This window comes from Rhodococcus sp. HM1, from assembly GCF_023218075.1.
Taxonomy (GTDB): domain Bacteria; phylum Actinomycetota; class Actinomycetes; order Mycobacteriales; family Mycobacteriaceae; genus Rhodococcus.
Genome location: NZ_JALPTB010000003.1, coordinates 37,510 through 59,830, shown reverse-complemented (window position 1 = coordinate 59,830; position 22,321 = coordinate 37,510). Strand labels below are relative to the sequence as shown.

General features: G+C 69.2%; 23 protein-coding genes. 13 read left to right on the top strand and 10 right to left on the bottom strand.

The window, feature by feature from the left end; all coding sequences use genetic code 11:
* Positions 1-94: 94 nt before the first annotated feature.
* Positions 95-1,609 (top strand): glycerol kinase GlpK, encoded by a 1,515-nt coding sequence (glpK, locus tag M1M07_RS02515; RefSeq protein WP_248673218.1) that lies wholly within the window; start codon positions 95-97, stop codon positions 1,607-1,609.
* Here glpK and M1M07_RS02510 read toward each other — a convergent pair.
* Together M1M07_RS02510 and M1M07_RS02505 are read right to left on the bottom strand one after the other, a co-directional pair.
* Positions 1,594-2,805 carry a PLP-dependent aminotransferase family protein gene (locus M1M07_RS02510; protein ID WP_248673217.1) on the bottom strand — a complete coding sequence of 404 codons (1,212 nt, stop codon included), beginning with the start codon at positions 2,803-2,805 and terminating at the stop codon, positions 1,594-1,596. The two genes, glpK and M1M07_RS02510, sit on opposite strands and share 16 nt — an antisense overlap.
* A 186-nt stretch (positions 2,806-2,991) precedes the next feature.
* Positions 2,992-4,389 (bottom strand): NAD(P)H-quinone dehydrogenase, encoded by a 1,398-nt coding sequence (locus M1M07_RS02505; RefSeq protein ID WP_197253845.1) that lies wholly within the window; start codon positions 4,387-4,389, stop codon positions 2,992-2,994.
* Positions 4,390-4,567: 178 nt separating this feature from the next.
* Here M1M07_RS02505 and M1M07_RS02500 point away from each other — a divergent pair, with 178 nt between their 5' ends.
* Positions 4,568-5,038, top strand: a complete 471-nt coding sequence (locus M1M07_RS02500; RefSeq protein WP_197253847.1) for a gamma-glutamylcyclotransferase — start codon at positions 4,568-4,570, stop codon at positions 5,036-5,038.
* Positions 5,039-5,402: 364 nt separating this feature from the next.
* Here M1M07_RS02500 and M1M07_RS02495 read toward each other — a convergent pair whose 3' ends face one another.
* From M1M07_RS02495 to M1M07_RS02485, 3 genes are read right to left on the bottom strand one after another with little or no spacing between them, the layout of a single operon-like run.
* Positions 5,403-6,560, bottom strand: a complete 1,158-nt coding sequence (locus M1M07_RS02495) for a M20 family metallopeptidase (RefSeq protein WP_197253849.1) — start codon at positions 6,558-6,560, stop codon at positions 5,403-5,405.
* Positions 6,557-7,717 carry a M20 family metallopeptidase gene (locus M1M07_RS02490; RefSeq protein WP_248673216.1) on the bottom strand — a complete coding sequence of 387 codons (1,161 nt, stop codon included), beginning with the start codon at positions 7,715-7,717 and terminating at the stop codon, positions 6,557-6,559. The genes M1M07_RS02495 and M1M07_RS02490 overlap by 4 nt, the downstream gene beginning before the upstream one ends.
* 38 nt (positions 7,718-7,755) lie before the next feature.
* Complete coding sequence (locus tag M1M07_RS02485; RefSeq protein ID WP_197253854.1) at positions 7,756-8,454, bottom strand: enoyl-CoA hydratase/isomerase family protein; 699 nt, start codon at positions 8,452-8,454, stop codon at positions 7,756-7,758.
* A gap of 66 nt (positions 8,455-8,520) precedes the next feature.
* On the opposite strand from M1M07_RS02485, the gene M1M07_RS02480 reads away from it, so the two are divergent.
* Positions 8,521-9,333, top strand: coding sequence for a purine-nucleoside phosphorylase (locus M1M07_RS02480; protein ID WP_248673215.1), 813 nt, complete (start codon positions 8,521-8,523; stop codon positions 9,331-9,333).
* The gene (locus tag M1M07_RS02475) at positions 9,330-10,820 is read left to right on the top strand and encodes a phospho-sugar mutase (RefSeq protein WP_197253858.1); all 1,491 of its coding nucleotides are present in this window, start codon (positions 9,330-9,332) and stop codon (positions 10,818-10,820) included. The genes M1M07_RS02480 and M1M07_RS02475 overlap by 4 nt, the downstream gene beginning before the upstream one ends.
* Positions 10,821-10,830: 10 nt before the next feature.
* Here M1M07_RS02475 and M1M07_RS02470 read toward each other — a convergent pair whose 3' ends face one another.
* Both M1M07_RS02470 and upp read right to left on the bottom strand, forming a co-directional pair.
* Positions 10,831-11,529 (bottom strand): MspA family porin, encoded by a 699-nt coding sequence (locus tag M1M07_RS02470; RefSeq protein WP_248673292.1) that lies wholly within the window; start codon positions 11,527-11,529, stop codon positions 10,831-10,833.
* A 216-nt stretch (positions 11,530-11,745) separates the two neighbouring features.
* Entirely contained in the window at positions 11,746-12,369 is a 624-nt protein-coding gene (upp, locus tag M1M07_RS02465; protein ID WP_248673214.1) for a uracil phosphoribosyltransferase, read from the bottom strand.
* A gap of 90 nt (positions 12,370-12,459) precedes the next feature.
* On the opposite strand from upp, the gene M1M07_RS02460 reads away from it, so the two are divergent.
* Genes M1M07_RS02460 through M1M07_RS02440 form a run of 5 tightly spaced genes read left to right on the top strand, consistent with a single transcriptional unit; the run spans position 12,460 to position 15,755 of the window.
* Complete coding sequence (locus M1M07_RS02460; RefSeq protein WP_248673213.1) at positions 12,460-12,810, top strand: type VII secretion target; 351 nt, start codon at positions 12,460-12,462, stop codon at positions 12,808-12,810.
* Positions 12,807-13,802, top strand: a complete 996-nt coding sequence (locus M1M07_RS02455) for a C40 family peptidase (RefSeq protein ID WP_248673212.1) — start codon at positions 12,807-12,809, stop codon at positions 13,800-13,802. The genes M1M07_RS02460 and M1M07_RS02455 overlap by 4 nt, the downstream gene beginning before the upstream one ends.
* 38 nt (positions 13,803-13,840) lie before the next feature.
* On the top strand, positions 13,841-14,161 hold the full coding sequence (locus tag M1M07_RS02450; protein ID WP_248673211.1) for a hypothetical protein: 321 nt from the start codon (positions 13,841-13,843) through the stop codon (positions 14,159-14,161).
* Positions 14,158-14,457, top strand: coding sequence for a YbaB/EbfC family nucleoid-associated protein (locus M1M07_RS02445; RefSeq protein ID WP_248673210.1), 300 nt, complete (start codon positions 14,158-14,160; stop codon positions 14,455-14,457). The genes M1M07_RS02450 and M1M07_RS02445 overlap by 4 nt, the downstream gene beginning before the upstream one ends.
* A gap of 59 nt (positions 14,458-14,516) precedes the next feature.
* Positions 14,517-15,755: a primosomal protein gene (locus tag M1M07_RS02440; RefSeq protein ID WP_248673209.1), complete on the top strand. Its 1,239-nt coding sequence runs from the start codon at positions 14,517-14,519 to the stop codon at positions 15,753-15,755.
* Between the two features lie 61 nt (positions 15,756-15,816).
* On the opposite strand, the gene M1M07_RS02435 is transcribed toward M1M07_RS02440, so the two are convergent.
* The 3 genes from M1M07_RS02435 to M1M07_RS02425 are packed head-to-tail and all read right to left on the bottom strand — an operon-like array spanning position 15,817 to position 18,636.
* Complete coding sequence (locus M1M07_RS02435; RefSeq protein WP_248673208.1) at positions 15,817-16,902, bottom strand: adenosine deaminase; 1,086 nt, start codon at positions 16,900-16,902, stop codon at positions 15,817-15,819.
* 17 nt (positions 16,903-16,919) lie between these two features.
* On the bottom strand, positions 16,920-18,224 hold the full coding sequence (locus M1M07_RS02430; protein ID WP_248673207.1) for a thymidine phosphorylase: 1,305 nt from the start codon (positions 18,222-18,224) through the stop codon (positions 16,920-16,922).
* Positions 18,217-18,636: a cytidine deaminase gene (locus tag M1M07_RS02425; RefSeq protein WP_197254985.1), complete on the bottom strand. Its 420-nt coding sequence runs from the start codon at positions 18,634-18,636 to the stop codon at positions 18,217-18,219. Before M1M07_RS02425 ends, M1M07_RS02430 begins: the two co-directional genes overlap by 8 nt.
* Positions 18,637-18,889: 253 nt before the next feature.
* Here M1M07_RS02425 and sdhC point away from each other — a divergent pair, with 253 nt between their 5' ends.
* From sdhC to M1M07_RS02405, 4 genes are read left to right on the top strand one after another with little or no spacing between them, the layout of a single operon-like run.
* Positions 18,890-19,297, top strand: coding sequence for a succinate dehydrogenase, cytochrome b556 subunit (gene sdhC / locus M1M07_RS02420; protein WP_282581764.1), 408 nt, complete (start codon positions 18,890-18,892; stop codon positions 19,295-19,297).
* Between the two features lies 1 nt (position 19,298).
* Positions 19,299-19,739, top strand: a complete 441-nt coding sequence (locus M1M07_RS02415; RefSeq protein WP_248673205.1) for a succinate dehydrogenase hydrophobic membrane anchor subunit — start codon at positions 19,299-19,301, stop codon at positions 19,737-19,739.
* Between the two features lie 15 nt (positions 19,740-19,754).
* On the top strand, positions 19,755-21,506 hold the full coding sequence (gene sdhA, locus M1M07_RS02410; RefSeq protein WP_197254988.1) for a succinate dehydrogenase flavoprotein subunit: 1,752 nt from the start codon (positions 19,755-19,757) through the stop codon (positions 21,504-21,506).
* Positions 21,506-22,282 carry a succinate dehydrogenase iron-sulfur subunit gene (locus tag M1M07_RS02405; protein WP_197254990.1) on the top strand — a complete coding sequence of 259 codons (777 nt, stop codon included), beginning with the start codon at positions 21,506-21,508 and terminating at the stop codon, positions 22,280-22,282. The genes sdhA and M1M07_RS02405 overlap by 1 nt, the downstream gene beginning before the upstream one ends.
* Positions 22,283-22,321: the final 39 nt, after the last annotated feature.

Genomic DNA, 22,321 nt, shown 5'->3' with positions numbered 1-22,321 from the left:
CCTCGTCGACGTATCCGGACCCAGGCTAGTAGTTTTCGATTCGTACCGCTGACCAGGACGCAACCTTCAGACCACCGATTCGAGCGAGGACGCCGTGAACCAGTACATCGCCGCGATCGACCAGGGCACCACGTCGAGCCGCTGCATCCTGTTCGACCACGACGGCCGCATCGTCTCGGTCGCGCAGACCGAGCACGAACAGATCTTCCCGCGCTCGGGATGGGTCGAACACGACCCCGAGACGCTGTGGACGAACACCCGCGAGGTCGCGGCACTGGCGCTGGCGAAGGCCGACCTGCCGCGCGGAGCGGTCGTCGCGATCGGCATCACGAATCAGCGTGAGACCGCCGTGGTGTGGGACCGCACCACCGGCAAGCCGGTGTACAACGCGATCGTGTGGCAGGACACCCGCACGGATCGGCTCATCGGCGAACTCGCCGGGGACGCCGGCGTCGACCGGTACCGCGAGGCGACGGGACTGCCTCTGTCGACGTACTTTTCGGGCCCGAAGGTGCTCTGGATCCTCGACAACGTCGAAGGCGCCCGGGAGAAGGCCGAAGCCGGAGAGCTGGCGTTCGGCACCGTGGACAGCTGGATCGTGTGGAATCTGACCGGCGGCGTCGGCAACGGCACGCAGGAACCGGGTGTGCACGTCACCGACGTCACCAACGCCTCGCGCACGATGCTGATGAATCTCCGGACGCTGCAATGGGATCCGCAGATCTGCGCGGACTTCGGGATCCCGATGTCGATGCTGCCGGAGATCCGCAGTTCGTCCGAGGTGTACGGCTACGCACGCGAACGCGGTCCGCTCGCGGGGGTTCCGGTCGCGGGCATCCTCGGCGACCAGCAGGCCGCCACCTTCGGGCAGGCGTGCCTGTCGCCCGGCGAGGCGAAGAACACCTACGGCACCGGAAACTTCCTGCTGCTCAACACCGGCACCACGCCGGTGCGCAGCGAGCACGGCCTGCTCACGACGGTCTGCTACCGGATCGGTGACGCTCCGGCGGTGTACGCGCTCGAAGGATCCGTCGCGGTGACCGGATCGCTCGTGCAGTGGCTGCGCGACAATCTCGGAATTATCCGCTCCGCAGCGGAGATCGAGGACCTCGCCGCGACCGTCCCCGACAACGGCGGCGCCTACTTCGTGCCGGCGTTCTCCGGGCTGTTCGCGCCTCGCTGGCGCCCCGACGCCCGCGGCGTCATCGCGGGTCTGACCCGGTTCGTCAACAAGGGCCACCTGGCGCGTGCCGCCCTGGAGGCGACCGCGTACCAGACCCGCGAGGTCATCGAGGCGATGCGCGCGGATTCCGGGGTCGATCTGAGCACCCTCAAGGTCGACGGCGGCATGGTCGTCAACCGCACCCTGATGCAGTTCCAAGCCGACATCCTCGGGGTGCCGGTGGTGCGTCCGGTGGTCGCGGAGACCACCGCGCTCGGCGCGGCCTACGCGGCCGGTCTCGCCGTCGGATTCTGGGAGGGCGAGGACGACATCCGCCGCAACTGGGCGGTCGGCGACACCTGGGAGCCCGCACTCGACGAGACGGAACGCGAGCGGCTGTACGGCGAGTGGAACAAGGCGGTCGAACGAACCTACGACTGGGCCTGAGCCCGGGCCGGCGGGCGGGCGCCCTCGGCGGTCCGCACCGCCGCGCCCAGGCGCCGGACGGCCTCGGCGAGTTCGTCCTCCGCGGAGGTGGCGAAACACAGCCTCACGGAGTGCGTGTGGTCGCCTGCCACCGCGAACGCATCACCCGGAACGAAGGCGACACCGAGATCCGCTGCGACAGGGAGCAATTCCGCGGCCGGAACCGCGGTGGGCAGCGACGACCAAGTGAACATGCCGCCGCGCACCGGCGAATACGTCACGTCCGGACCGAATTCGGCCGTGAGAGCGGCGGCCAGTGCGTGCGCGCGGGCACCGTAGGTGGCGCGCAGGGTCGTCAGATGGGCGTCGAGCCAGGCGGTGTCGGCGAGCAGATCCGCGGCGATCCGCTGGGTCAGCGACGATCCGCACAGATCCGCGCCCTGCTTGAGCAGTTCCACGGACGCGCACACGTCGCGGTCGGCGAGCAGCCAGCCGACCCGCAGCGCCGGGGCGATGATCTTCGACGCGCTCGACAGCCGGATCACCCGGTCCGTGTGGGAGGCGACCGGCGCCGGAGGCGGTGTACCGAACCACAGGTCGCCGTACGGATCGTCCTCGACGATGCGGAATCCGTAGCGATCGGCGAGTGCCGCGAGGTGCGCCCGCCGCGGCGCCGACAGAACCGCCCCGCGCGGATTGTGGAAGGTGGCGACGGTGTGCACGAGCACCGGCCGCGCGCCGCGCACGAGCAGCTCCTCGAGTGCATCGGTGTCGAGGCCGTCGTCGTCGACGGGGACAGAGGCGAGGGTGGCCTCGGCGGCCCGGAACACCTGCAGCGCCCCGGTATACGCGGGTTCCTCGACGACGACCAGATCGCCCGGGTCGAGCAGCGCCTGCGCGATCAGGCTCAGGGCCTGCTGCGAACCGTGGGTGACGACGACCTGCTGCGGATCCACCGTGCGGCCGAGGCGTCCGCTCTCGCGGGCGGCGATCACCGTGCGCAGGTCCCCGAGCCCGCAGGTCTCGGTGTACTGGGCGGTCGCGGGATCGGCGAGCGCGGACGCGGCGGCCTCGGCGAGCCGCGCGGTGGGCAGCAGTTCGGCGGCGGGCAGGCCGCCGGCGAGGCTGATCACCTCGGGACGGGCGGTGACTTCGAGCAGATCTCGGATGGCGGAACTGGTCAACCCGTCCAGACGGCGGGCGCGGATACGTGTCATGGGTACTCCACGAGCAGAGGGGTGGTGAGCGAAGCAGCACCGAGCGTCCGGATCTGCGGGCGGAGGGATGCCGTGACGAGCGGTCGTGGGTACGACCGACCCGGGAAGAGCTTACCTCATCACGGCACCACCATGTGAACACGCCGTCTCACATCGTGAAACGCGCCACCGTCGAACGAGACTCGATCAGTCGAGATCGTCGTGCCGCATGAGCTGCCGCGCCGCCTCCGTGATCGACCCGCTCAGCGACGGGTACACCGAGAAGGTCGCCGCGAGATCGTTGACCGACAGGTTGTTCTGCACGGCGATCGCGATCGGCAGGATCAGCTCCGACGCCGTCGACGCGACCACGACACCACCGATGACGACGCCGGTCGCGGGACGGCAGAAGATCTTCACGAAACCGCGCTTGAGTCCCGCCATCTTCGCGCGCGGGTTGGTGTTCAGCGGCAGCATCACGGTCCGCGCCGGGACCTCGCCGTTGTCGATCGCGGCCTGGCTGACACCGACCGTGGCGATCTCCGGGCGCGTGAACACCGCGGACGCAACGGTTTTGAGCTTGATGGGGCTCACGCCTTCACCGAGCGCGTGGTACATCGCGATGCGGCCCTGCATCGCGGCGACCGACGCGAGCGGCAGCAGACCGGTGCAGTCACCCGCGGCGTAGACGCCCGGCACCGCGGTGCGCGACACGCGGTCGACCGGGATGTAGCCGCCGCGATCGAGCTCGAGCCCGATCTTCTCGAGGCCGAGACCGGACGTGTTGGGAATCGAACCGACGGTCATGAGAGCGTGGCTGCCCTCGACGATCCGGCCGTCGGCGAGCAGCACGCGCACCCCGTCCTCGGTGCGTTCGACCACGTCCGCGCGAGCGTGCTTGACGAGGGTGACACCGCGCTCGGCGAACGCGTCCTCGAGCACGAGCGCCGCATCCTCGTCCTCGTGCGGCAGCACACGGTCACGGCTCGACACCAGGGTGACCTGCACGCCGACTTCGGTGTACGCGGAAACGAACTCGGCGCCGGTGACACCGGACCCGACGACGACCAGGTGCTCGGGCAGCTTGTCGAGGTCGTAGAGCTGACGCCAGGTGAGGATGCGCTCGCCGTCCGGCACCGCACCGGGCAGCACGCGGGGGCTCGCGCCGGTCGCGATGAGAACGACGTCGGCGTCGAGCACCCTCTCGTCGCCGGTGAACAGGTTCGCGCGGACCTGGTGGGCCGCCATGCCGACCTCGCGGTCGATGAGTTCGCCGTGCCCCGAGTAGATCGACACACCGGCGGCCTCGAGCTTGGTGCGGATGTCGGCGGACTGGGCACGGGCGAGGCCCTTGACGCGGGCATGGACCTGCGGCAGCGAGACGGCGGCGCGTTCGAGCTCGATGCCGAGGTCCGCGGCGCGGCGCATGTCGGTGCGCACCCCGGTCGACGCGATGAAGGTCTTCGACGGCACACAGTCGAACAGCACACAGGCGCCGCCGATCCCGTCCGAATCGATCAGTGACACCGTCGCGCCGTACTGGGCCGCCACCAGCGCAGCCTCGTAGCCCGCAGGCCCACCGCCGATGATCACGATCCGGGTCATTTTTCTCCTCTGTATCGATTCCGAGATGGTCCTCGGGCCGGTTTCCGGGCGTGCAGGGTCACCGCTTCGCCCTCATAAACGCTATGCCACCGGGCGCGGGCAGCGCATACGGACGCGCGGACTCGGCGACAAGTGCCCCGAATCCTGCGTCGGGCGGTGACCGATTAGCCTTAGGCACGTGCCGATCTACGCCGCCTACGGGTCCAACATGCATCCGGAGCAGATGTTGCAGCGCTGCCCGCACTCGCCGATGGCCGGTACCGGGTGGTTGCACGGCTGGCGGTTGACGTTCAGCGGCGCCGACCTCGGGTGGGAGGGTGCCCTCGCGACCGTCGTCGAGGACGAGGACTCGAAGGTCTTCGTGGTGCTCTACGACGTGCCGGACGAGGACGAGCGCAGCCTCGACCGCTGGGAGGGCTCCGAACTGGGCGTCCACCGCAAGATCCGGGTGCGTGTGGACACCGCCGACGGGCCGGTTCTCGCGTGGCTGTACGTCGTGGACGCGTACGAGGGCGGCCTGCCGTCCGCCCGCTACCTCGGGGTCATGGCCGATGCCGCGGAGATCGCGGGCGCCCCCTCCGACTACGTGATGGACCTGCGGACCCGCAACAGCCGCAACGTCGGACCCGGCCGGCCCGACGCGTTCTGAGGGCCGGGGTTCCGTCAGGCCCGGGGTCCGTCAGTCCGCGTAGAACGGGCCCGGCAGGCACACCCGAACCGACACCGCGTCCCCGGGGCGCAGGTCGTCGACGTCGCCGCGCAGTGAGCGGATCGTGATGTCGGGTCCGTCGACCCGCACCTCGCTGTGCGCACCACCGAAGGCGATGTCGCGGACGTGAACGACGACTTCTCCACCGCCCCTTCGACGGAGATCTGCTCAGGTCGCACCAGAATCCGGCCGGTGCCGCGCCCCGGCGCGGTGAGCTGCACCTTTCCGACCGCCGTGTGGGCATGGTCGCCGTCCGCTTCGGCGTCGAGCGCGCTGAACGGCAGGCTGAGCTCATCCAGCCGTTTCACCCTGCGCCGAGCACGAGGTTGGTCATCACCCGCACCCCCACCGGCAGCGCCCGCTCGTCGAGGTCGAACGTGGGCTGATGGATGTCGAGCGCCGGTCCGGTCCCGAATCCCACACCGAGCCGGCCCATCGCCCCGGGGATCTGCTCGAGGTACCACGAGAAGTCCTCGCCGCCACCGGATTGCGGTGTGTCGGCCAGGGCGTCCGGGTCGGTGGCCCGGATCGCGGCCTCGAACATGCGCGCCGAGACCTCGTCGTTGACGACCGGGGGCACACCCCGGCGATAGTCCAGTTCGTAGCTGACCCCGGTCGGTGCGAGCAGACCGTGGACGACCTCGCGCACCATGGGTTCGAGCAGTTCCCACGTCTCGTGGTCGCCGGTACGCACGGTGCCGGCGAGCATCCCGGTCCGCGGAATCGCGTTCGGCGCCTTGCCCGCGCTGACCGCACCCCAGACCATGACGGTGCCGGTCCGGGGATCGATGCGGCGGCTGAGCATGCCGGGCAGTCCGGTGATGACGGTGCCGAGCCCGTAGACCAGATCGCCGGTCAGGTGCGGGCGCGAAGTGTGACCACCGGGCGAATCCAGCACCAGTTCGACGGTGTCGGCGGCGGAGGTGATCGCACCGACCCGCATCCCGACCTTCCCCGCTTCGAGGCGCGGATCGCAGTGCAGCGCGAAGATCCGGGACACCCCGTCGAGACCGCCGGCCGCGACGACGTCCAGGGCACCGCCCGGCATGACCTCCTCGGCGGGCTGGAACACCAGCCGGACTCCGACGGGCAGCTCGGGGACCTCGGCCAATGCGAGTCCGGTGCCGAGCAGGACGGCGGTGTGGGCGTCGTGACCGCACGCGTGCGAAACACCGGGGACCGAGGACGCGAACGGCAGTCCGGTCAGCTCCTGCATCGGCAGGGCGTCCATGTCGGCGCGCAAGGCGATACGCGGTCCCGTGGTGGGCCCGAGATCGCAGATCACGCCGGTCCCGCGAGGCAGCACCTTCGGTTCAAGCCCGGCCGCGGACAGGTGCCCCGCGACGAACTCGGTCGTCGCGTACTCCTGGCGCGCCAGTTCGGGGTTCGCATGGATGTGGCGACGCCATGCGGTGAGGTCCTGGGTGTGGTCACCGAGCCACTTCTCGACATAGGGGTTCATCGGCGCGCGACCCCTTCGAGGAGGCGATCACGCTGACCGGCATCGGACGCGACGCGGGCCGCGGTCGCCGCGAGCGCCCGGGCTCCGTCGAGCACCGCCCGATCCGCGGACTCGGTGATACACGCCGCCGCGAAAGCAGCCTGGTGCGTGACCGCACCACCCGAATCGAGTCCGATGACCGGATGGATACCCGGCACAACATTCGTCACGTTTCCCATGTCCGTGCTGCCCAGCGGGCGCGATCCTTCCTCTTCGACGGGCAGCGGCGCCCGTCCCATGCCGATGATCACCTCACGATATGCCTGTACGAGCCACGGGTCGGGAGTGAGTTCGGTGTAGGTGGGTGACACCGTCCGGATCCGGTGGGTGCAGCCGGCGGCGAGCGCCCCTGCCGCGAAGCAGTTCCCGGCCCGTTCGGACAGGTCGGCGAGCGACTCCGCGGTCGTCGCGCGCAGGTAGTACAGCAACTCGGTGTGCGCGGGCACGATGTTCGGGGCCGTGCCGCCGTCGCTGACGATGCCGTGGATCTGCTGGCCCGGCAGGAGGTGCTGACGCAGCAACCCGATCGCGACCTGGGCGACGGTCGCGGCGTCGGCGGCGTTGCGTCCGTACTCGGGTGCCGCCGACGCGTGCGCCTCGCGTCCTTCGTAGCTGACGGCGATGTCCGCCAGCGCGAGGGAGGTCGCACCGGTGATGTCGAAGGGACCCGGATGCACCATCATCGCCGCGGCGACGTCGTCGAACACCCCGCGCTCGAGCATGAGCACCTTGCCCCCGCCGGTCTCCTCGGCGGGGGTTCCGATGACCCGCACGGTGACTCCCAGGGCATCGGCGACGGACGCGAGACCGAGACCGGCACCGACGGCAGCGGCGGCGATGATGTTGTGCCCGCAGGCGTGACCGATTCCGGGCAGCGCGTCGTACTCGGCGCAGATTCCGACGACGAGTTCGCCGCTGCCGAAGCGGGCGTCGAACGCGGTCGGGAGATCGGCGATCCCCGTGCGGATCTCGAATCCCGCGGCGCGCAGGACCTCGACGACCTTTGCGGCACTGTGGTGCTCGTCGAACGCGAGTTCCGGTTCCGCGTGGATCGAATGCGAGAGGGCGATGAGCTCGTCGGACGCCGCCTCGATCACCCTGTCCGCTTCGGTCGTCACATCGTCCAGTCTGTCATGCCGACCGCCCGGTCCAACGGTCAGCCGAAGCGGAAGTTCGACTCGTCGGTCTTCGTCTCGAGTGCGGCGACGAGGGGCGCGTGCAGGCCCCGTTTGACGACGCCGAGGTTCGCGCCACGGGTCGAGGTCAGTCCCGCCGCCCGCTCGACCGCCGCGGCCAGGACCGCGTCCCCGTCGACGGCCTGCGCGACGATCCCGGCGGCCAGCGCGTCGGAGCCTCCGTAACGGCGGCTCGTGGTGACGGCCTCGACCGCGGTGGCCGGGGTCAGCCGGGTGCGCAGCAGCGCGGACATGCCGACGGTGAACGGCATACCGAGCTGCACCTCGGGCAGGCACCAGAAGCCGCGGTCGGCGCGCATCACCGCGAAGTCGTGGGTGAGGGCGAGCATCGCGCCGGCGCCGAACGCATGGCCCTGGATCGCGGCGACGGTCGCGGCGGGGAAGGTCAGCATCCGCACGTACAGCGCGTGCACGGTGTCGAGATAGCCGGGCAGGTCGGGCAGATTCCCGAAGATCCAGTCGGTGTCGAGGCCGTTGCTCCAGAATTTTCCGGTCGCGGCGGTCACGAGTGCGGCGGGACCGTCGTGCGCCTCCACCTCGTCGAGCAGCGCACCGATCTCGGCCAGCCGGTCGGGATGGAAGCGGTTCTCGTCGACCTCCCGGTCCCGGTCGCCGAGGTACAGGACGAAGACGTCGCCGTCACGTTCGAGATAAGGCATGGACACGAGGATAGACCCAATAGCTACTCGCGAGTAACAAGCAGGTTGGCACTAGGGTCATGCGCCATGGGAGCAGCCGACGCCATCCTCGATCCCCCCGCCGAAGCCGGACGGGCCGCCGCCGTCCTCGCCGAGCGCACCGGAGTGGCCGCCCACCCGGTCGCCGTGGTGCTCGGCTCGGGATGGCGCGCCGCCGTCGAACGGTTCGGGCCGACCGTCGCGGACGTACCCATGAACGACCTGCCCGGCTTCACCCCGCCGACCGCGGCCGGTCATCCCGGAACCGTCCATTCGATGACCGTCGGACGGACCCCGGTGCTGTTGCTGGCCGGGCGCATCCACGCCTACGAGGGCCACGACCTCAGCCGCGTCGTGCATCCGGTGCGCACCGCCGTCGCGGCCGGCGCCCGCACCGTGATCCTCACCAACGCCGCCGGCGGCATCCGCCCGGATCTGAAGGTCGGCGAACCCGTGCTCATCTCCGACCACCTCAATCTCACCGGCCGGTCGCCACTGGTCGGCGCCCAGTTCGTCGATCTCGTCGACGCCTACTCCGCCGACCTGCGCAGCCTCGCCCGCGAGATCGACCCCTCGCTCGCGGAGGGGGTGTACGCGGGTCTGCCCGGCCCGCACTACGAGACGCCGGCCGAGATCCGGATGCTGCGCACCCTCGGCGCCGACCTCGTCGGCATGTCCACGGTGCACGAGACGATCGCCGCGCGCGCCGCGGGAGCACGCGTGCTCGGCATCTCGCTCGTGACCAACGCGGCCGCGGGCGTCACCGGTGAGCACCTCGACCACGCCGAGGTCCTGGCCGCAGGGCAGGCCGCGGCCCGCCGCATGGGCGATCTGCTGCGCGAACTGGCGGCGCGGCTGTGAGCCTGCGCTTCGGGACCGCGGGATTGCGGGGACCGGTCGGCGACGGCCCGGACTGCATGAACGTGCCGGTCGTCGAGCGCACGACCGCCGGGCTCGCGGCCTGGCTCGACGCGCAGGGGCACGGCGGCGGTACCGTCGTCGTCGGCCGCGACGCCCGCACGGGATCCGCCGAATTCTTCACCGCGGCAACGGAGGTGCTCGCCGCGGCAGGATTCGACGTGGTCGCGCTCCCCCGCCCGCTGCCGACGCCGGTCACCGCGTTCGCGGTGCGCGCGCTCGGTGCCGTCGCCGGGGTGCAGATCACCGCGTCGCACAATCCCGCCGCCGACAACGGCTACAAGGTGTATGTCACCGGCGGTGCCCAGCTGGTCTCCCCCGCGGACCGCGAGATCGAAGCGGCGATCGACGCGGTCGGCGGCGTGGTGCCTCGTACGCCCGTGAAACCCTCGGGCGGCGACCTCGTCGAGAGATACCTCGCGCGGGTCGCGACGCTGCCGCGGTCGCCACACCGGAACGTGCGGATCGCACTCACCGCGCTGCACGGCGTCGGCGGCGAGACCGCGGTCGCGGCGTTGCGGCAGGCCGGGTTCACCGACGTGCACGTCGTCGCGTCCCAGTTCGCGCCGGACCCCGCGTTCCCCACCGTGGCGTTCCCGAACCCCGAGGAGCCCGGTGCCACCGACGCGCTGCTGGCGCTCGCCGAGGACGTCGGCGCGGACGTCGCACTTGCGCTCGACCCGGACGCCGACCGCTGCGCGGTGGGGGTGCCGGCGGGCAGCGACTCGCGACGGCACGCCGTCGAGGGCTGGCGGATGCTGCGCGGCGATGAGACCGGTGTGCTGCTCGGCGATCACATCCTCGCGGGAGCGCGCCCGGAATCGCTGGTGGCGACCACGATCGTGTCGTCCACGTTGCTCGGGAAGGTCGCCGCCGCGCGCGGCGCCCGCTTCGCGCAGACCCTCACCGGCTTCAAGTGGCTGGCCCGCGCCGGCGAGGGTCTGGTCTACGCGTACGAGGAGGCGATCGGCCACTGCGTCGACCCGGACGCGGTGCGCGACAAGGACGGCATCGCGACGGCGGTCGTCGTCGCGGATTATGTGGCAGACCTGAAGACGCGTGGTCGCACGCTGCTCGACGCGCTCGACGATCTGTACGCCGAGTTCGGCGTGCACCTGACCGATCAGGTCTCGATCCGGGTCGCCGACCTCACGCGGATCGACCGGCTCATGGCATCACTGCGGGCCACGCCGCCGGACGAACTCGCGGGCGAGGCGGTCACCGTGACCGATCTCGCCCGGGCGGAGACACGACTGCGGACCGACGCGCTCGTGTTCGAGGGCGCGTCGGTCCGCGTCGTCGTCCGGCCGTCCGGCACCGAACCGAAGCTCAAGTGCTACCTGCAGGCGGTCGCGGTGGATGGAAACCACGGCAGCGCCACCAGCAAGCTGGCGGCGCTGCGCGTGTGGGCTTCCGGGATGGCCGGTTGATCCTGGGTCGTCAGACCCGCTGCGGCACACCGTAGGTGACGACGGTGTCACCCTTCGAGGTGGTCGCCTTCGCGAACGGCCGGACGGTGACCGGGCCGATCGCCCCGGAGACGGAACCGTGCACACCGGCGATTCGAACGGTGACCGCGCTGCCGTCGAAGGTCAGACCCTCGACGATCGGCACCTCGGTGATGCCGCCGGGTTCGAGTTCGATCTCGAACTCGTGCTCGGGGATGATCCGGCCTCCGAGCTGCGCATTGGCACCCAGATCCAGGCCGATGACAGGGTCGCCGAGCAGATCGCCGAAGCCGAGATTGACGTTGTTCCCCACCCCCCAATCCAGGCTCGGGGTGAAGAGGTGCACGATCGCGCCGGGCAGCGCGACCGGATAGCCGATCTGATAGCCGAGGGTGAGCTTGGTACCGGTGAACGCATCCGCTCCCGGACCGGTGATCTTGACGGCGGCAACACCGTCGCTGAAGAACTCGACGCTCAACGGTGAGCTGTCGAGCGGCGGGACGGACTGGATCGACGTGTCCGCCTGCAGGACTTCGATCGTGGCGCCGCCGTCGAGCGGCATCGACCGGGCGTTGTCGACTGCGGCTCCTGCGGCGCCCGGGTTGACCATCGCCACGAACGCGGCGGCAGCCACCCCCAGTGCTGCTACCCGGAATCGCCGGCGGGATTTCGTTACGGAATTGCGGACCATCGCGTTTCCCCATTTCACGAACTGATGACAGTGAAGCGATCGTGATGCACGCCTCAGAGTAATGAGCCGCAAGCGATTTCGTGAGGAAGATCGTGAAGAGTTGGTAACGGATCAGCGCACGAACAGCGTCTCAGCAGCCCCATGTGCACCATAAGCACCAAAATGGACATCGATGTCACGATTCGGCTGCGTGTTTCGAAGAGTAGGCGATGGCCGTTATCGCGGCCCGAATTGACGGTCGCCCGCGTCGCCGAGGCCTGGAACGATGTACTTGTTCTCGTTCAGGCCTTCGTCGATCGTGGCGGTCACCAACCGCACCGGGTGCCCGCACGCCGCGAGTGCCTCGACACCCTGCGGCGCCGCCACCACACACACCGCGGTGATGTCGGTCGCGCCGCGGGACACGAGGAGCTCGATCGTGTGCACCATCGACCCACCGGTCGCCAGCATCGGATCCAGCACGAACACCGGCAGCCTGGACAGATCGGCGGGGAGGGACTCGAGATAGGGCACCGGCTCGAACGTCTTCTCGTCGCGCGCCAGCCCGACGAAACCGACCTGCGCCTGCGGGATCAGCGCGTGCGCCTGATCGACCATGCCCAGACCGGCCCGCAGAACCGGGACCAGAAGTGGCGGTTGCTTCAGCCGCACCCCCGTGGTTGTCGTGATCGGCGTGCGCACCTCGAACTGCTCGATCGGCGCGTCCCTGACCGCCTCGTACACGAGCATCTGGGTGAGCCGGCTCAGTGCATGCCGGAAGGCGGCGTTGTCGCTGCGCTCATCGCGCAGGATCGTGAGGAGCGAGGCAGCGAGCGGATGATCGACGACGAGCGGATCCATGCCCGAAGGATAGAACGGTGGAACCGGCCGCCGCCCGAATGCGTCGAACCCGTCGAGAGCGATTCGATCCGACATCGAGGGGCGTGAGGCGTGAGAGGCGAGTTTCGGCAGGACGGTGTGCAGGTACGCCCGGAGACCATCGCAGCGTTCGGCGGTACGGCGGGAGACCTGGCCGAACGAATGCGCGGCGCGGTCGACGAGATCCGGGGCGCAGCCCCCGAACAACTGGACACCGGGCTCGGCCCGATCGGAACAGGATTCGTCGCGGCCCTGGTCACGGCGCATCGCGCGCACGAAGAGCACGTGTCCCGCCTCGTGACCGCACTCGACGGCATGTCCGTGGTCGCCGCCGCGACCGCAGCGGGCTACGAGAACCGCGAGGCCGAGTGGTCCACGGGTCTGCAGTCCGCAGGCACGCCCGAGGCGGGAGCGCGACGATGACCATCGGGGCCGATCTGCTCGCGGCTCCGCTGGCGGATCTGCTCACCGCATTCGGCTCCGGCACCGCACCCGCGATCGATCCGGCCGCGGCGTTGCGGGCGGGGACCGCGATCGCGGAGGACGTGCACGCCGTCGGCCGCGCCGCGCTCACCGAACTGGTGTGGGACTGGACCGGTACCGCGGCGGACACCGCGGTCCGCAGCGCCGAGCAGGTACTCGCCGACACGCTGGCCGCCGCCGACCGCGGCATGGAGATCGCCGCGGTCGCGGTGGACGGCACCGCGACGGTCCTCGGCGGCGCCGTCGAGATCGCCCGCATCGTCGACTCGTTCGGTTCCATCGCCCGCAGCCTCGAACCCGCGCTCGCGCTGCCCCAGGGCCAGCTGCTGATGCTCGCTGCCGCACTCGAACATCTCGCGGCAGGCCTCGACGTACTCGCCCGGGTCACGTCCGAACTGGCACAGCACACCGACCGGCTCACCGCCCTGCTGCCGGAGACGCCGCCCCCCACGGGAGCGGGACCGTCCGAAACCGATCCCGGTTCCGGCGACAGCCGCGCGTTCTACGACGACGGGGGCCTCGGGCCGGGATCGGCGTCGGACTGCGCGGTGCGCCTGCCCGACGGCAGCGTCGCCACCGCACCCAACGCCACGGCCGCCGCGGCGGTGCGTCATGCGCTGTCCCAGCAGGGCACCCCGTACGTGTGGGGCGGAACCACCCCGGGACAGGGACTCGACTGCAGCGGGCTGACCCAGTGGGCCTACGGCCAGGCCGGTGTCGAGCTTCCCCGGCTGGCCCAGCAGCAGGACATCGGGACGCCGGTCGCTCCGGACTCGGTCCTGCCCGGCGACCTGGCCGTCTGGGACGGGCACGTCGCGATGGTGATCGGCAACGGCCTCATGGTGGAAGCTGGCGATCCCGTCGCCGTCACCCCGATCCGCACCGGCAACAGCGGCATGGCCTTCGAAGGGTTCTACCGGCCCACCGGATGAGAGGGAACCGGCCGGCGATCGGGTGCGTCCAACCGGATATGAACATCACGACAGCAACCGCCGCCAATGCGGCAGGCACCGTCTCGGTGCGCGCAACCGACCAGGGGGTGCCGGTCGAGCTGCACATCGATCCCCGCGAACTGCGCCACGGGGCCGGGCACCTGGCCGGGCAGATCCTCGCGCTCAGCCGCCGCGCGACCCTCGAGGCCGCCGCGCTGCGCCGCGGCGAGCTCGCTGCCCAGGGCATGCCGGACGCCCTGCTGGACCGGATGGGCCTGCCCACCCGGGACGAGGTGGCGCGCGTCCAGCAGGACGACGACGAGCAGCGGCAACCCACGTCCTGGCTGAGGTCGGTGTGAGCGGGCACCGCGTCGACGAGATCGTCGAACGGGCTCGGGAAAGGCTGGGCATGCTCGAGGACGTGATGGCCGGGCTCGGCGAGGTGACGGCGGAAGCGATGAGCGTGGATGGCCGGGTGTGGGTACAGGTCGACGGCGGAGGCGGCATGATCGCGCTGCATCTGGCGGAGTCGGCGTGCCGGCTCGAGGCCGCCGAATTGTCCGCGGCGATCCTCGCGACCGCGCACGAGGCGGCGCGGATCGCAGCCCGGAAACGCGACCGGCTGCTGTCGGATCTTCGCGAGTCGTTCCGGTGATGACGGTCTCGTCCACTCCCGGCTATGTCTTCGGGCGCGAGGTGGCTAGGCTTCCCGCCATGGCTGGAGACATCGTCCCGATCGAGCTCGGTCTCACCGACGACAACCTCGTCACCCTGTGGGTGCCCCGGTGGCGCGAGGACGGCGAGGAATGGCAGGCGTTCCTCGGCCGTGGGGACGATCTGTACGGATTCCCCGGTGTCGCCGAACTGGTCGCGTTCGTCCGCTCCGACACCGACAACGATCTCGTCGAGCACCCCACCTGGCCGGTCGTCGTGAAGCTCGCGGCCGTCGAGTTCGAGCCCGACGACGCCTATCGGTTCGACATCGTCGGGGTGCCCGAACTCGTCGCCGAGGACGTCGACCCGGAGATCGTCGCCCAGCTCCAGGACACCTTCGACGTCGTCCGCAGCCTGGGCGAGGTGTGCGACCTCGAGGCGGTGACGAAGTTCGTCGACCGGCCCGAGATCGCGACACTGCTGCAGCACGGCGCGAGCGCGTTCGAAGGTGCCGACGGCGAGGACCTGTGGAACCAGGTCGGCACCGCGGTCGCCGAGGACTGGGACGACGTCATCGACGCGATCGACGCCGTCGTCACGACCCCCGACGTCGACTCCGCGATCGTCGCGGAGATCGAGTCCGAACTCGTCGCTGCGGAGGAGAACGTCGTCGAGGCCGACGACACCGTCGAGGGCGAAGACGACGAGGAATACGAGTTCGTGGACGAAGACGAGGACGAGGAACTCGTCGACGACTTCTGGGGCGAGGTCGGCATCGACCCGATCAAGATCATCACGAGCGAAGGCACATGGTTCACCCTGCGGTGCTACCTGGACGACGACGCGCTGTTCCTCGGCAAAGACGGCCTGATCTCGGTATTCGGTTCCGAGCGTGCGCTCGCCCGCTACCTGGCCGACCGTCACGACCACGATCTCGCGACAGTGAGCACCTACGACGAGATCCGTCTCGCAGCGACCGACGGTTCGCTCGAGATCGAGGTGAGCGACGACAACGTGTACGTGCTCACCGGCATCGCCGACGACATCGCGGCGGGCGTCGACGCAGTGGACCCGGACCAGCTGGAACTCGCGGTCGAGTTGTTCACCGATGCCGCGAACTACGCCGGCGACGACTCCACCGACGCCGCGCTCGCCGGTTCCACCGAGCTGGGCTGGTTCGTCAACTACGTGCTCGAGCCCGATACGAGCCGCCTGGCCCCGAGCGCGCCGTTCGACGCCGAGGTCGCGGCGTGGCGCGAACTCGAGCGCGAGTTCGAGGCACGACTCCGCAAGCACTAGGCGGCTCCGCCGCCGGTGTGCCTTTGTGGCGGCTCCCACCGCCACAAAGGCACACCGGGCGCTACGCGCCTATCAACACCGCGTAGCCGGGCTTGATGACGTCGTCGATCAGCTCGAGCCGCTGATCGAACGGCAGGAACGCCGATTTCATGGCGTTGATGGTGAACCGTTCGAGATCGACCCAGCCGTAGCCGAACGTCTCGACCAGGCGCATCATCTCCTTCGTCATCGTGGTGTCGCTCATCAGCCGGTTGTCGGTGTTGACGGTGACGCGGAACCGCAGCCGCGCGAGCAGATCGAACGGATGGTCCTCGAGCGCGGCCACCGCGCCGGTCTGGACATTGGAGCTGGGGCAGAGCTCGAGCGGAATCCTCTTGTCCCGCACGTAATTCGCCAACAGACCGAGCGACGCGGTGCCGTCCTCGGCGACGGTGATGTCGTCGACGATCCGCACCCCGTGACCGAGCCGGTCGGTGCCGCAGAACGCGACGGCCTCGTGGATCGACGGGAGCCCGAACGCTTCGCCCGCGTGAATCGTGAAGTGCGCGTTGGCCGCTCGCATGTACTCGAAGGCGTCGAGGTGCCGGCTGGGCGGATATCCGGCCTCGGCGCCGGCGATGTCGAACCCGGCGACCCCCCGGTCGCGGAAACGCACTGCCAGTTCGGCGATTTCACGCGACCGCGCCGCGTGCCGCATCGCGGTGAGCAGACATCCCACGTGGATCCGGCCGCCAGCCGCCGCGACCGCGGACTCCCCCGACCGGAACCCCTCGAGAACGTGTTCGACGACCTCGTCGAGGGTCAGGCCGGACTCGAGGTGCTGTTCCGGCGCGAACCGAACCTCCGCGTAGACGACGCCGTCGGCGGCAAGATCCTCGACGCACTCGCGGGCGACCCGTTCGAGCCCCTCGGCAGTCTGCATGACGGCGACCGTGTGCTCGAATGTCTCGAGGTACCGCACCAGCGAACCGCTGTCCGCCGACTGCCGGAACCATCCGGCCAACTCGGTCTCGGAATCGGCAGGCAGGGTGTGGCCGCATGCGTCGGCGAGGTCCAGAATCGTCGCCGGTCGCAGGCCACCGTCGAGGTGGTCGTGGAGCAGAACCTTCGGTGCCGTACGCACCTGCGGGGCAGTCAGCTCGTTCATGCCCCGACGGTAGTCGGCTACCCGGAGATCCGCTCCACGACGAGCGGTCGCGCGGGCACCGCGGGTGCCCCTCCGTCGGACGCCTCGGCGGAGATCCGGACCCCGCCCTGCAGCGTGGTGAGCGCGGCCGGGATCTTCTCCGGGGTATCGGTGTGCAGGGTCGCGAGGACCTGCCCGGCGCGCACCGCCTCGCCCGGTTTCGCGTGCAGCTCGACACCGGCGCCGGCCTGCACGGCCTGCCCCTGCCGTTCACGACCTGCGCCGAGCCGCCACGCCGCGACCCCGACCGCCATGGCGTCGAGTCCGGTGAGGATGCCGTCGGAGTCCGCACGCAGGGTCTCGGTGTACGCGGCGGTGGGCAACGCAGCGTCCGGGTCGCCTCCCTGCGCGGCGATCATCGCGCGCCATCGGTCCATCGCCGAGCCGTCCTTCAGCCGCTCGGCGGGGTCGACGCCGTCGATCCCGGCGAGAGCGAGCATCTCCCGCGCCAGCGCCAGGGTCAGCTCCACGACGTCGGGCGGTCCGCCACCGGCGAGAACCTCGACAGCCTCGCGTACCTCGAGCGCATTCCCCGCCGTGCGCCCGAGCGGGGTGTCCATGCGGGTGATCAACGCGACGGTGGGCAGGCCTTCGTCGCTGCCGAGCTCGACCATCGTGCGCGCGAGTTCGCGTGCCTCGCCCAGCTCGGTCATGTAGGCGCCGGAGCCGACCTTGACGTCGAGTACGAGCGCGCCCGCTCCTTCGGCGATCTTCTTGCTCATGATCGAACTGGCGATGAGCGGGATCGATTCGACGGTGCCGGTGACGTCGCGCAGCGCATAGAGCTTGCGGTCGGCCGGGGCCAGGTCCTCGGTGGGTGCGCACACGACCGCGCCGATCGCCGGATCGGTGAGGATCTCGGCCATCTCGACGGTGCCGAGGTCGGCGCGCCAGCCGGGAATCGATTCGAGTTTGTCGAGGGTGCCGCCGGCGTATCCGAGTCCGCGTCCGGACAACTGCGGCACCGCAGCCCCGCACGCCGCGACGAGCGGTGCGAGCGGCAGCGTGATCTTGTCGCCGACACCGCCGGTGGAGTGCTTGTCGACGGTGGGCAGGCCCAACCCGGTGAAGTCGAGACGCCGTCCGGAGTCGATCATCGCGGTCGTCCAGCGGGCGGTCTCGGCGCGGGTCATGCCGCGGAACCAGATGGCCATCGCGAGAGCCGCCATCTGTTCGTCGGCGACGATGTCGTGGGTGAACGCTCTGATCACCCAGTCGATCTCGGCGCCGGTCAGTTCCAGACCGTCGCGCTTGTGCCGGATCACGGAGACGATGTCAGGCACGATCGCCTCCCGTCGGATGCACGGCCGCAAGATCATCGGGCCCGAACGCGTCGGGCAGCAGCTCGGACATGGGCCGCGGCCCTCGGGACGTGTCGACGAGCAGGTCGGGTCCGCCGTGCTCGATGAGGAGCTGGCGGCAGCGCCCGCAGGGCATCAGAACGGCGCCGCGGGCGTCGCAGACCGAGATCGCTCGCAACCGTCCGCCACCACCGGAAACGAAGTTACCGACGAGTACGCATTCGGCACAAAGTCCCACCCCATGTGAGACATTTTCCACATTGCACCCACTCACAACCGCGCCGTCGGCGGTGAGAGCGGCAGCCCCCACCGGGAACCGCGAGTACGGCGCGTACGCACGCCCCATCGCTTCATGTGCCTTGGCGCGCAACGTTTCCCACTCCACGTCCACCATGGTTGACCATCCTGTCACGGTGGCGAAGACGACGTTCGGTGGCCCCCACCGCACCAGATCACAGTTGGAAAGGCAAACCTAACTTAGCATTTCGGGCCGGTACGAATCGCGAAGGAGATTAGTTCCCACGATTCCGATGGGTTTAGAGTCTGAACAAGTCGGTTCAGGTTCTCGTCGGGCCCGTACTGCGGAATCCCCCACAGGCTACAGCGGCTCGACGCGTCCACCATTGACGTTGGAGGCACAGCACTCGATGAGCAGCACGACTGAAGCCGCCCCCGCACCGGCGGGGCGCACACGGTCGCTTTACCGGGGAGATCCCGGAATGTGGTCCTGGGTTCTGCACCGGATCACAGGCGTGGCCACGTTCTTCTTCCTTTTCGTCCACGTTCTGGACACGGCACTCGTCCGGGTCAACCCCGAGACCTACGACAGTGTCATCGAAACCTACAAGAACCCGATCGTCGGCCTGATGGAGCTGGCGCTCGTGGCGATGGTTCTCTACCACGCGCTCAACGGCCTGCGTGTCATGCTCGTCGACTTCTGGTCGAAGGGACCGCAGTACCAGCGCGTGATGCTCTGGACGATCCTGGCGATCTGGTTCGTGGTGATGATCCCCGCGGCCGGACGCATCTTCTACAACATGTTTGCGGGGCACTGACATGAGTGAAGCGAAGACTCTCGGAACGGCCTACGACCGTCCGGCCGGCCTCGACAACCCGCGCTCGCCGCGTCGTCAGGCCAAGAACAACTTCGAGCTCTACGCCTGGCTGTTCATGCGCCTGTCCGGCCTCGCACTGATCATCCTCGTGCTCGGCCACCTGTTCATCATGCTGATGCTCGACGAGGGCGTGCACCGCATCAACTTCGCGTTCGTCGCCGGTCGCTGGTCCAGCCCGTTCTGGCAGTTCTGGGACCTGTCGATGCTGTGGCTCGCGCAGCTGCACGGCGGCAACGGTCTGCGCACCGTCATCGCCGACTACTCGCGCAAGGACTCGACCCGTTTCTGGCTCAACACGATCCTCGCAGTGTCGATGATCCTGATCATGGGCCTGGGCACCTACGTGATCTTCACATTCGACCCCAACATCGTTGCGAGCTAGGGGAGCCAAGACTTCATGCAGGAACATCGTTATGACGTGGTCATCGTCGGTGCCGGCGGCGCCGGTATGCGCGCGGCCATCGAGGCCGGCCCCCGCGCCCGCACCGCGGTTCTGACCAAGCTCTACCCGACCCGCAGCCACACCGGTGCCGCGCAGGGCGGCATGTGTGCCGCGCTGGCCAACGTCGAAGAAGACAACTGGGAATGGCACACCTTCGACACCGTCAAGGGCGGCGACTACCTCGCCGACCAGGACGCCGTCGAGATCATGGCCAAGGAAGCCATCGACGCGGTGCTGGACCTGGAGAAGATGGGTCTCCCCTTCAACCGCACCCCCGAAGGCAAGATCGACCAGCGCCGCTTCGGTGGTCACACCCGTGACCACGGCAAGGCCCCGGTCCGTCGCGCGTGCTACGCCGCCGACCGCACCGGCCACATGATCCTGCAGACGCTGTACCAGAACTGCGTCAAGCACGACGTCGAGTTCTTCAACGAGTTCTACGCCCTGGACATCGCGCTGACCGAGACCGAGGACGGTCCCGTCGCCACCGGTGTCATCGCGTACGAGCTCGCCACCGGCGAGATCCACGTCTTCCACGCGAAGTCGATCGTGTTCGCCACCGGCGGTTCGGGCCGCATGTACAAGACGACGTCCAACGCGCACACCCTCACCGGTGACGGGCTGGGCATCATCTTCCGCAAGGGCCTGCCGCTCGAGGACATGGAGTTCCACCAGTTCCATCCGACGGGACTCGCGGGCCTCGGCATCCTCATCTCCGAGGCCGTCCGCGGTGAGGGCGGCATCCTCCGCAACGCCGACGGCGAGCGGTTCATGGAGCGCTACGCCCCCACCATCAAGGACCTCGCGCCTCGCGACATCGTCGCCCGGTCGATGGTGCTCGAGGTGCTCGAAGGCCGCGGTGCCGGTCCGAACAAAGACTACGTCTACATCGACGTCACGCACCTCGGTGAGGACGTCCTCGAGGAGAAGCTCCCGGACATCACCGAGTTCGCGCGCACCTACCTCGGCGTCGACCCGGTCACCGAGCTCGTCCCGGTGTACCCGACCTGCCACTACGTGATGGGTGGTATCCCCACCAACGTCCAGGGCGAGGTCCTGCGCAACAACGACGAGATCGTCAAGGGCCTGTACGCCGCCGGCGAGTGCGCCTGCGTGTCCGTGCACGGCGCCAACCGCCTCGGCACCAACTCGCTGCTCGACATCAACGTGTTCGGCCGTCGCGCCGGCATCGCTGCCGCCGAGTACGCGAACAGCACCGAGTTCGTCGAGCTGCCCGAGAACCCCGCGACCTACGTCGAGGAGTGGCTCGACCGCATCCTCCACGCGGGCGGCAAGGAGCGCGTCGCCGACATCCGTCGCGACCTGCAGCAGTCGATGGACAACAACGCGTCGGTGTTCCGCACCGAGGAGACCCTCACCAAGGCCCTCGAGGACATCCACGATCTGAAGAAGCGCTACAAGAACATCACGGTTCACGACAAGGGCAAGCGCTACAACAGCGACCTGCTCGAGGCCGTCGAGCTCGGCTTCCTGCTCGAGATGGCCGAGGTCACCGTGGTCGGCGCCCTCAACCGGAAGGAATCGCGCGGCGGCCACGCTCGCGAGGACTACCCGAATCGTGACGACGCGAACTACATGAAGCACACCATGGCGTACAAGGTGGGCCAGGATCTGATCTCCGAAATCCGCCTGGATTACAAGCCGGTGGTCCAGACCCGGTACGAGCCGATGGAGCGGAAGTACTGATGACTACTCTCGAGAAGAACGACGCCGTCGCCGCGGAACTGCCTCCGGTTCCCGAGGGCGCCGTCATGGTCACCCTCAAGATCGCCCGGTTCAACCCCGAGGACGGCAAGGGTCAGCACTGGGATTCGTTCCAGGTGCCGGCGCTGCCCAGCGACCGCATGCTCAACCTGCTGCTGTACGTGAAGGGCTACCTCGACGGAACCCTCACCTTCCGCCGCAGCTGCGCGCACGGCGTGTGTGGCTCCGACGCGATGCGGATCAACGGTGTCAACCGCCTGGCCTGCAAGATCCTCATGAAGGACATGCTGCCCAAGGACGGCAAGCCGGTGACCATCACCGTCGAGCCGATCCGCGGCCTGCCGGTCGAGAAGGACCTGGTCGTCGACATGGAGCCGTTCTTCGACGCGTTCCGTGCCGTCAAGCCGTTCCTCATCACGACGGGCAACGAGCCGACCCGCGAGCGGATCCAGTCGCAGGCCGACCGCGCCCGCTTCGACGACACCACCAAGTGCATCCTGTGCGCGTGCTGCACCACGTCGTGCCCGGTGTACTGGAGCGACGGGTCGTACTTCGGCCCCGCCGCGATCGTCAACGCGCATCGGTTCATCTTCGACTCGCGTGACGAGGGTGCCGCCGAGCGTCTCGACATCCTCAACGACAAGGACGGCGTGTGGCGCTGCCGCACCACCTTCAACTGCACCGACGCGTGCCCCCGTGGCATCCAGGTGACGAAGGCGATCCAGGAGGTCAAGCGCGCGCTGCTGTTCGCTCGCTGACCCTCCCTGTCACAGGGAACTGCAACACGGAACGCGGGT

Bases quoted from the DNA above. Each gene is read 5' to 3' on its own strand.
- M1M07_RS02510 (WP_248673217.1), bottom strand. From the start codon at position 2,805: ATGACACGTATCCGCGCCCGCCGTCTGGACGGGTTGACCAGTTCCGCC.
- M1M07_RS02505 (WP_197253845.1), bottom strand. From the start codon at position 4,389: ATGACCCGGATCGTGATCATCGGCGGTGGGCCTGCGGGCTACGAGGCT.
- M1M07_RS02495 (WP_197253849.1), bottom strand. From the start codon at position 6,560: ATGAACCCCTATGTCGAGAAGTGGCTCGGTGACCACACCCAGGACCTC.
- M1M07_RS02485 (WP_197253854.1), bottom strand. From the start codon at position 8,454: ATGCCTTATCTCGAACGTGACGGCGACGTCTTCGTCCTGTACCTCGGC.
- M1M07_RS02480 (WP_248673215.1), top strand. From the start codon at position 8,521: ATGGGAGCAGCCGACGCCATCCTCGATCCCCCCGCCGAAGCCGGACGG.
- M1M07_RS02470 (WP_248673292.1), bottom strand. From the start codon at position 11,529: ATGGTCCGCAATTCCGTAACGAAATCCCGCCGGCGATTCCGGGTAGCA.
- upp (WP_248673214.1), bottom strand. From the start codon at position 12,369: ATGGATCCGCTCGTCGTCGATCATCCGCTCGCTGCCTCGCTCCTCACG.
- M1M07_RS02455 (WP_248673212.1), top strand. From the start codon at position 12,807: ATGACCATCGGGGCCGATCTGCTCGCGGCTCCGCTGGCGGATCTGCTC.
- M1M07_RS02450 (WP_248673211.1), top strand. From the start codon at position 13,841: ATGAACATCACGACAGCAACCGCCGCCAATGCGGCAGGCACCGTCTCG.
- M1M07_RS02440 (WP_248673209.1), top strand. From the start codon at position 14,517: ATGGCTGGAGACATCGTCCCGATCGAGCTCGGTCTCACCGACGACAAC.
- M1M07_RS02435 (WP_248673208.1), bottom strand. From the start codon at position 16,902: ATGAACGAGCTGACTGCCCCGCAGGTGCGTACGGCACCGAAGGTTCTG.
- M1M07_RS02425 (WP_197254985.1), bottom strand. From the start codon at position 18,636: ATGGTGGACGTGGAGTGGGAAACGTTGCGCGCCAAGGCACATGAAGCG.
- sdhC (WP_282581764.1), top strand. From the start codon at position 18,890: ATGAGCAGCACGACTGAAGCCGCCCCCGCACCGGCGGGGCGCACACGG.
- M1M07_RS02415 (WP_248673205.1), top strand. From the start codon at position 19,299: ATGAGTGAAGCGAAGACTCTCGGAACGGCCTACGACCGTCCGGCCGGC.
- sdhA (WP_197254988.1), top strand. From the start codon at position 19,755: ATGCAGGAACATCGTTATGACGTGGTCATCGTCGGTGCCGGCGGCGCC.
- M1M07_RS02405 (WP_197254990.1), top strand. From the start codon at position 21,506: ATGACTACTCTCGAGAAGAACGACGCCGTCGCCGCGGAACTGCCTCCG.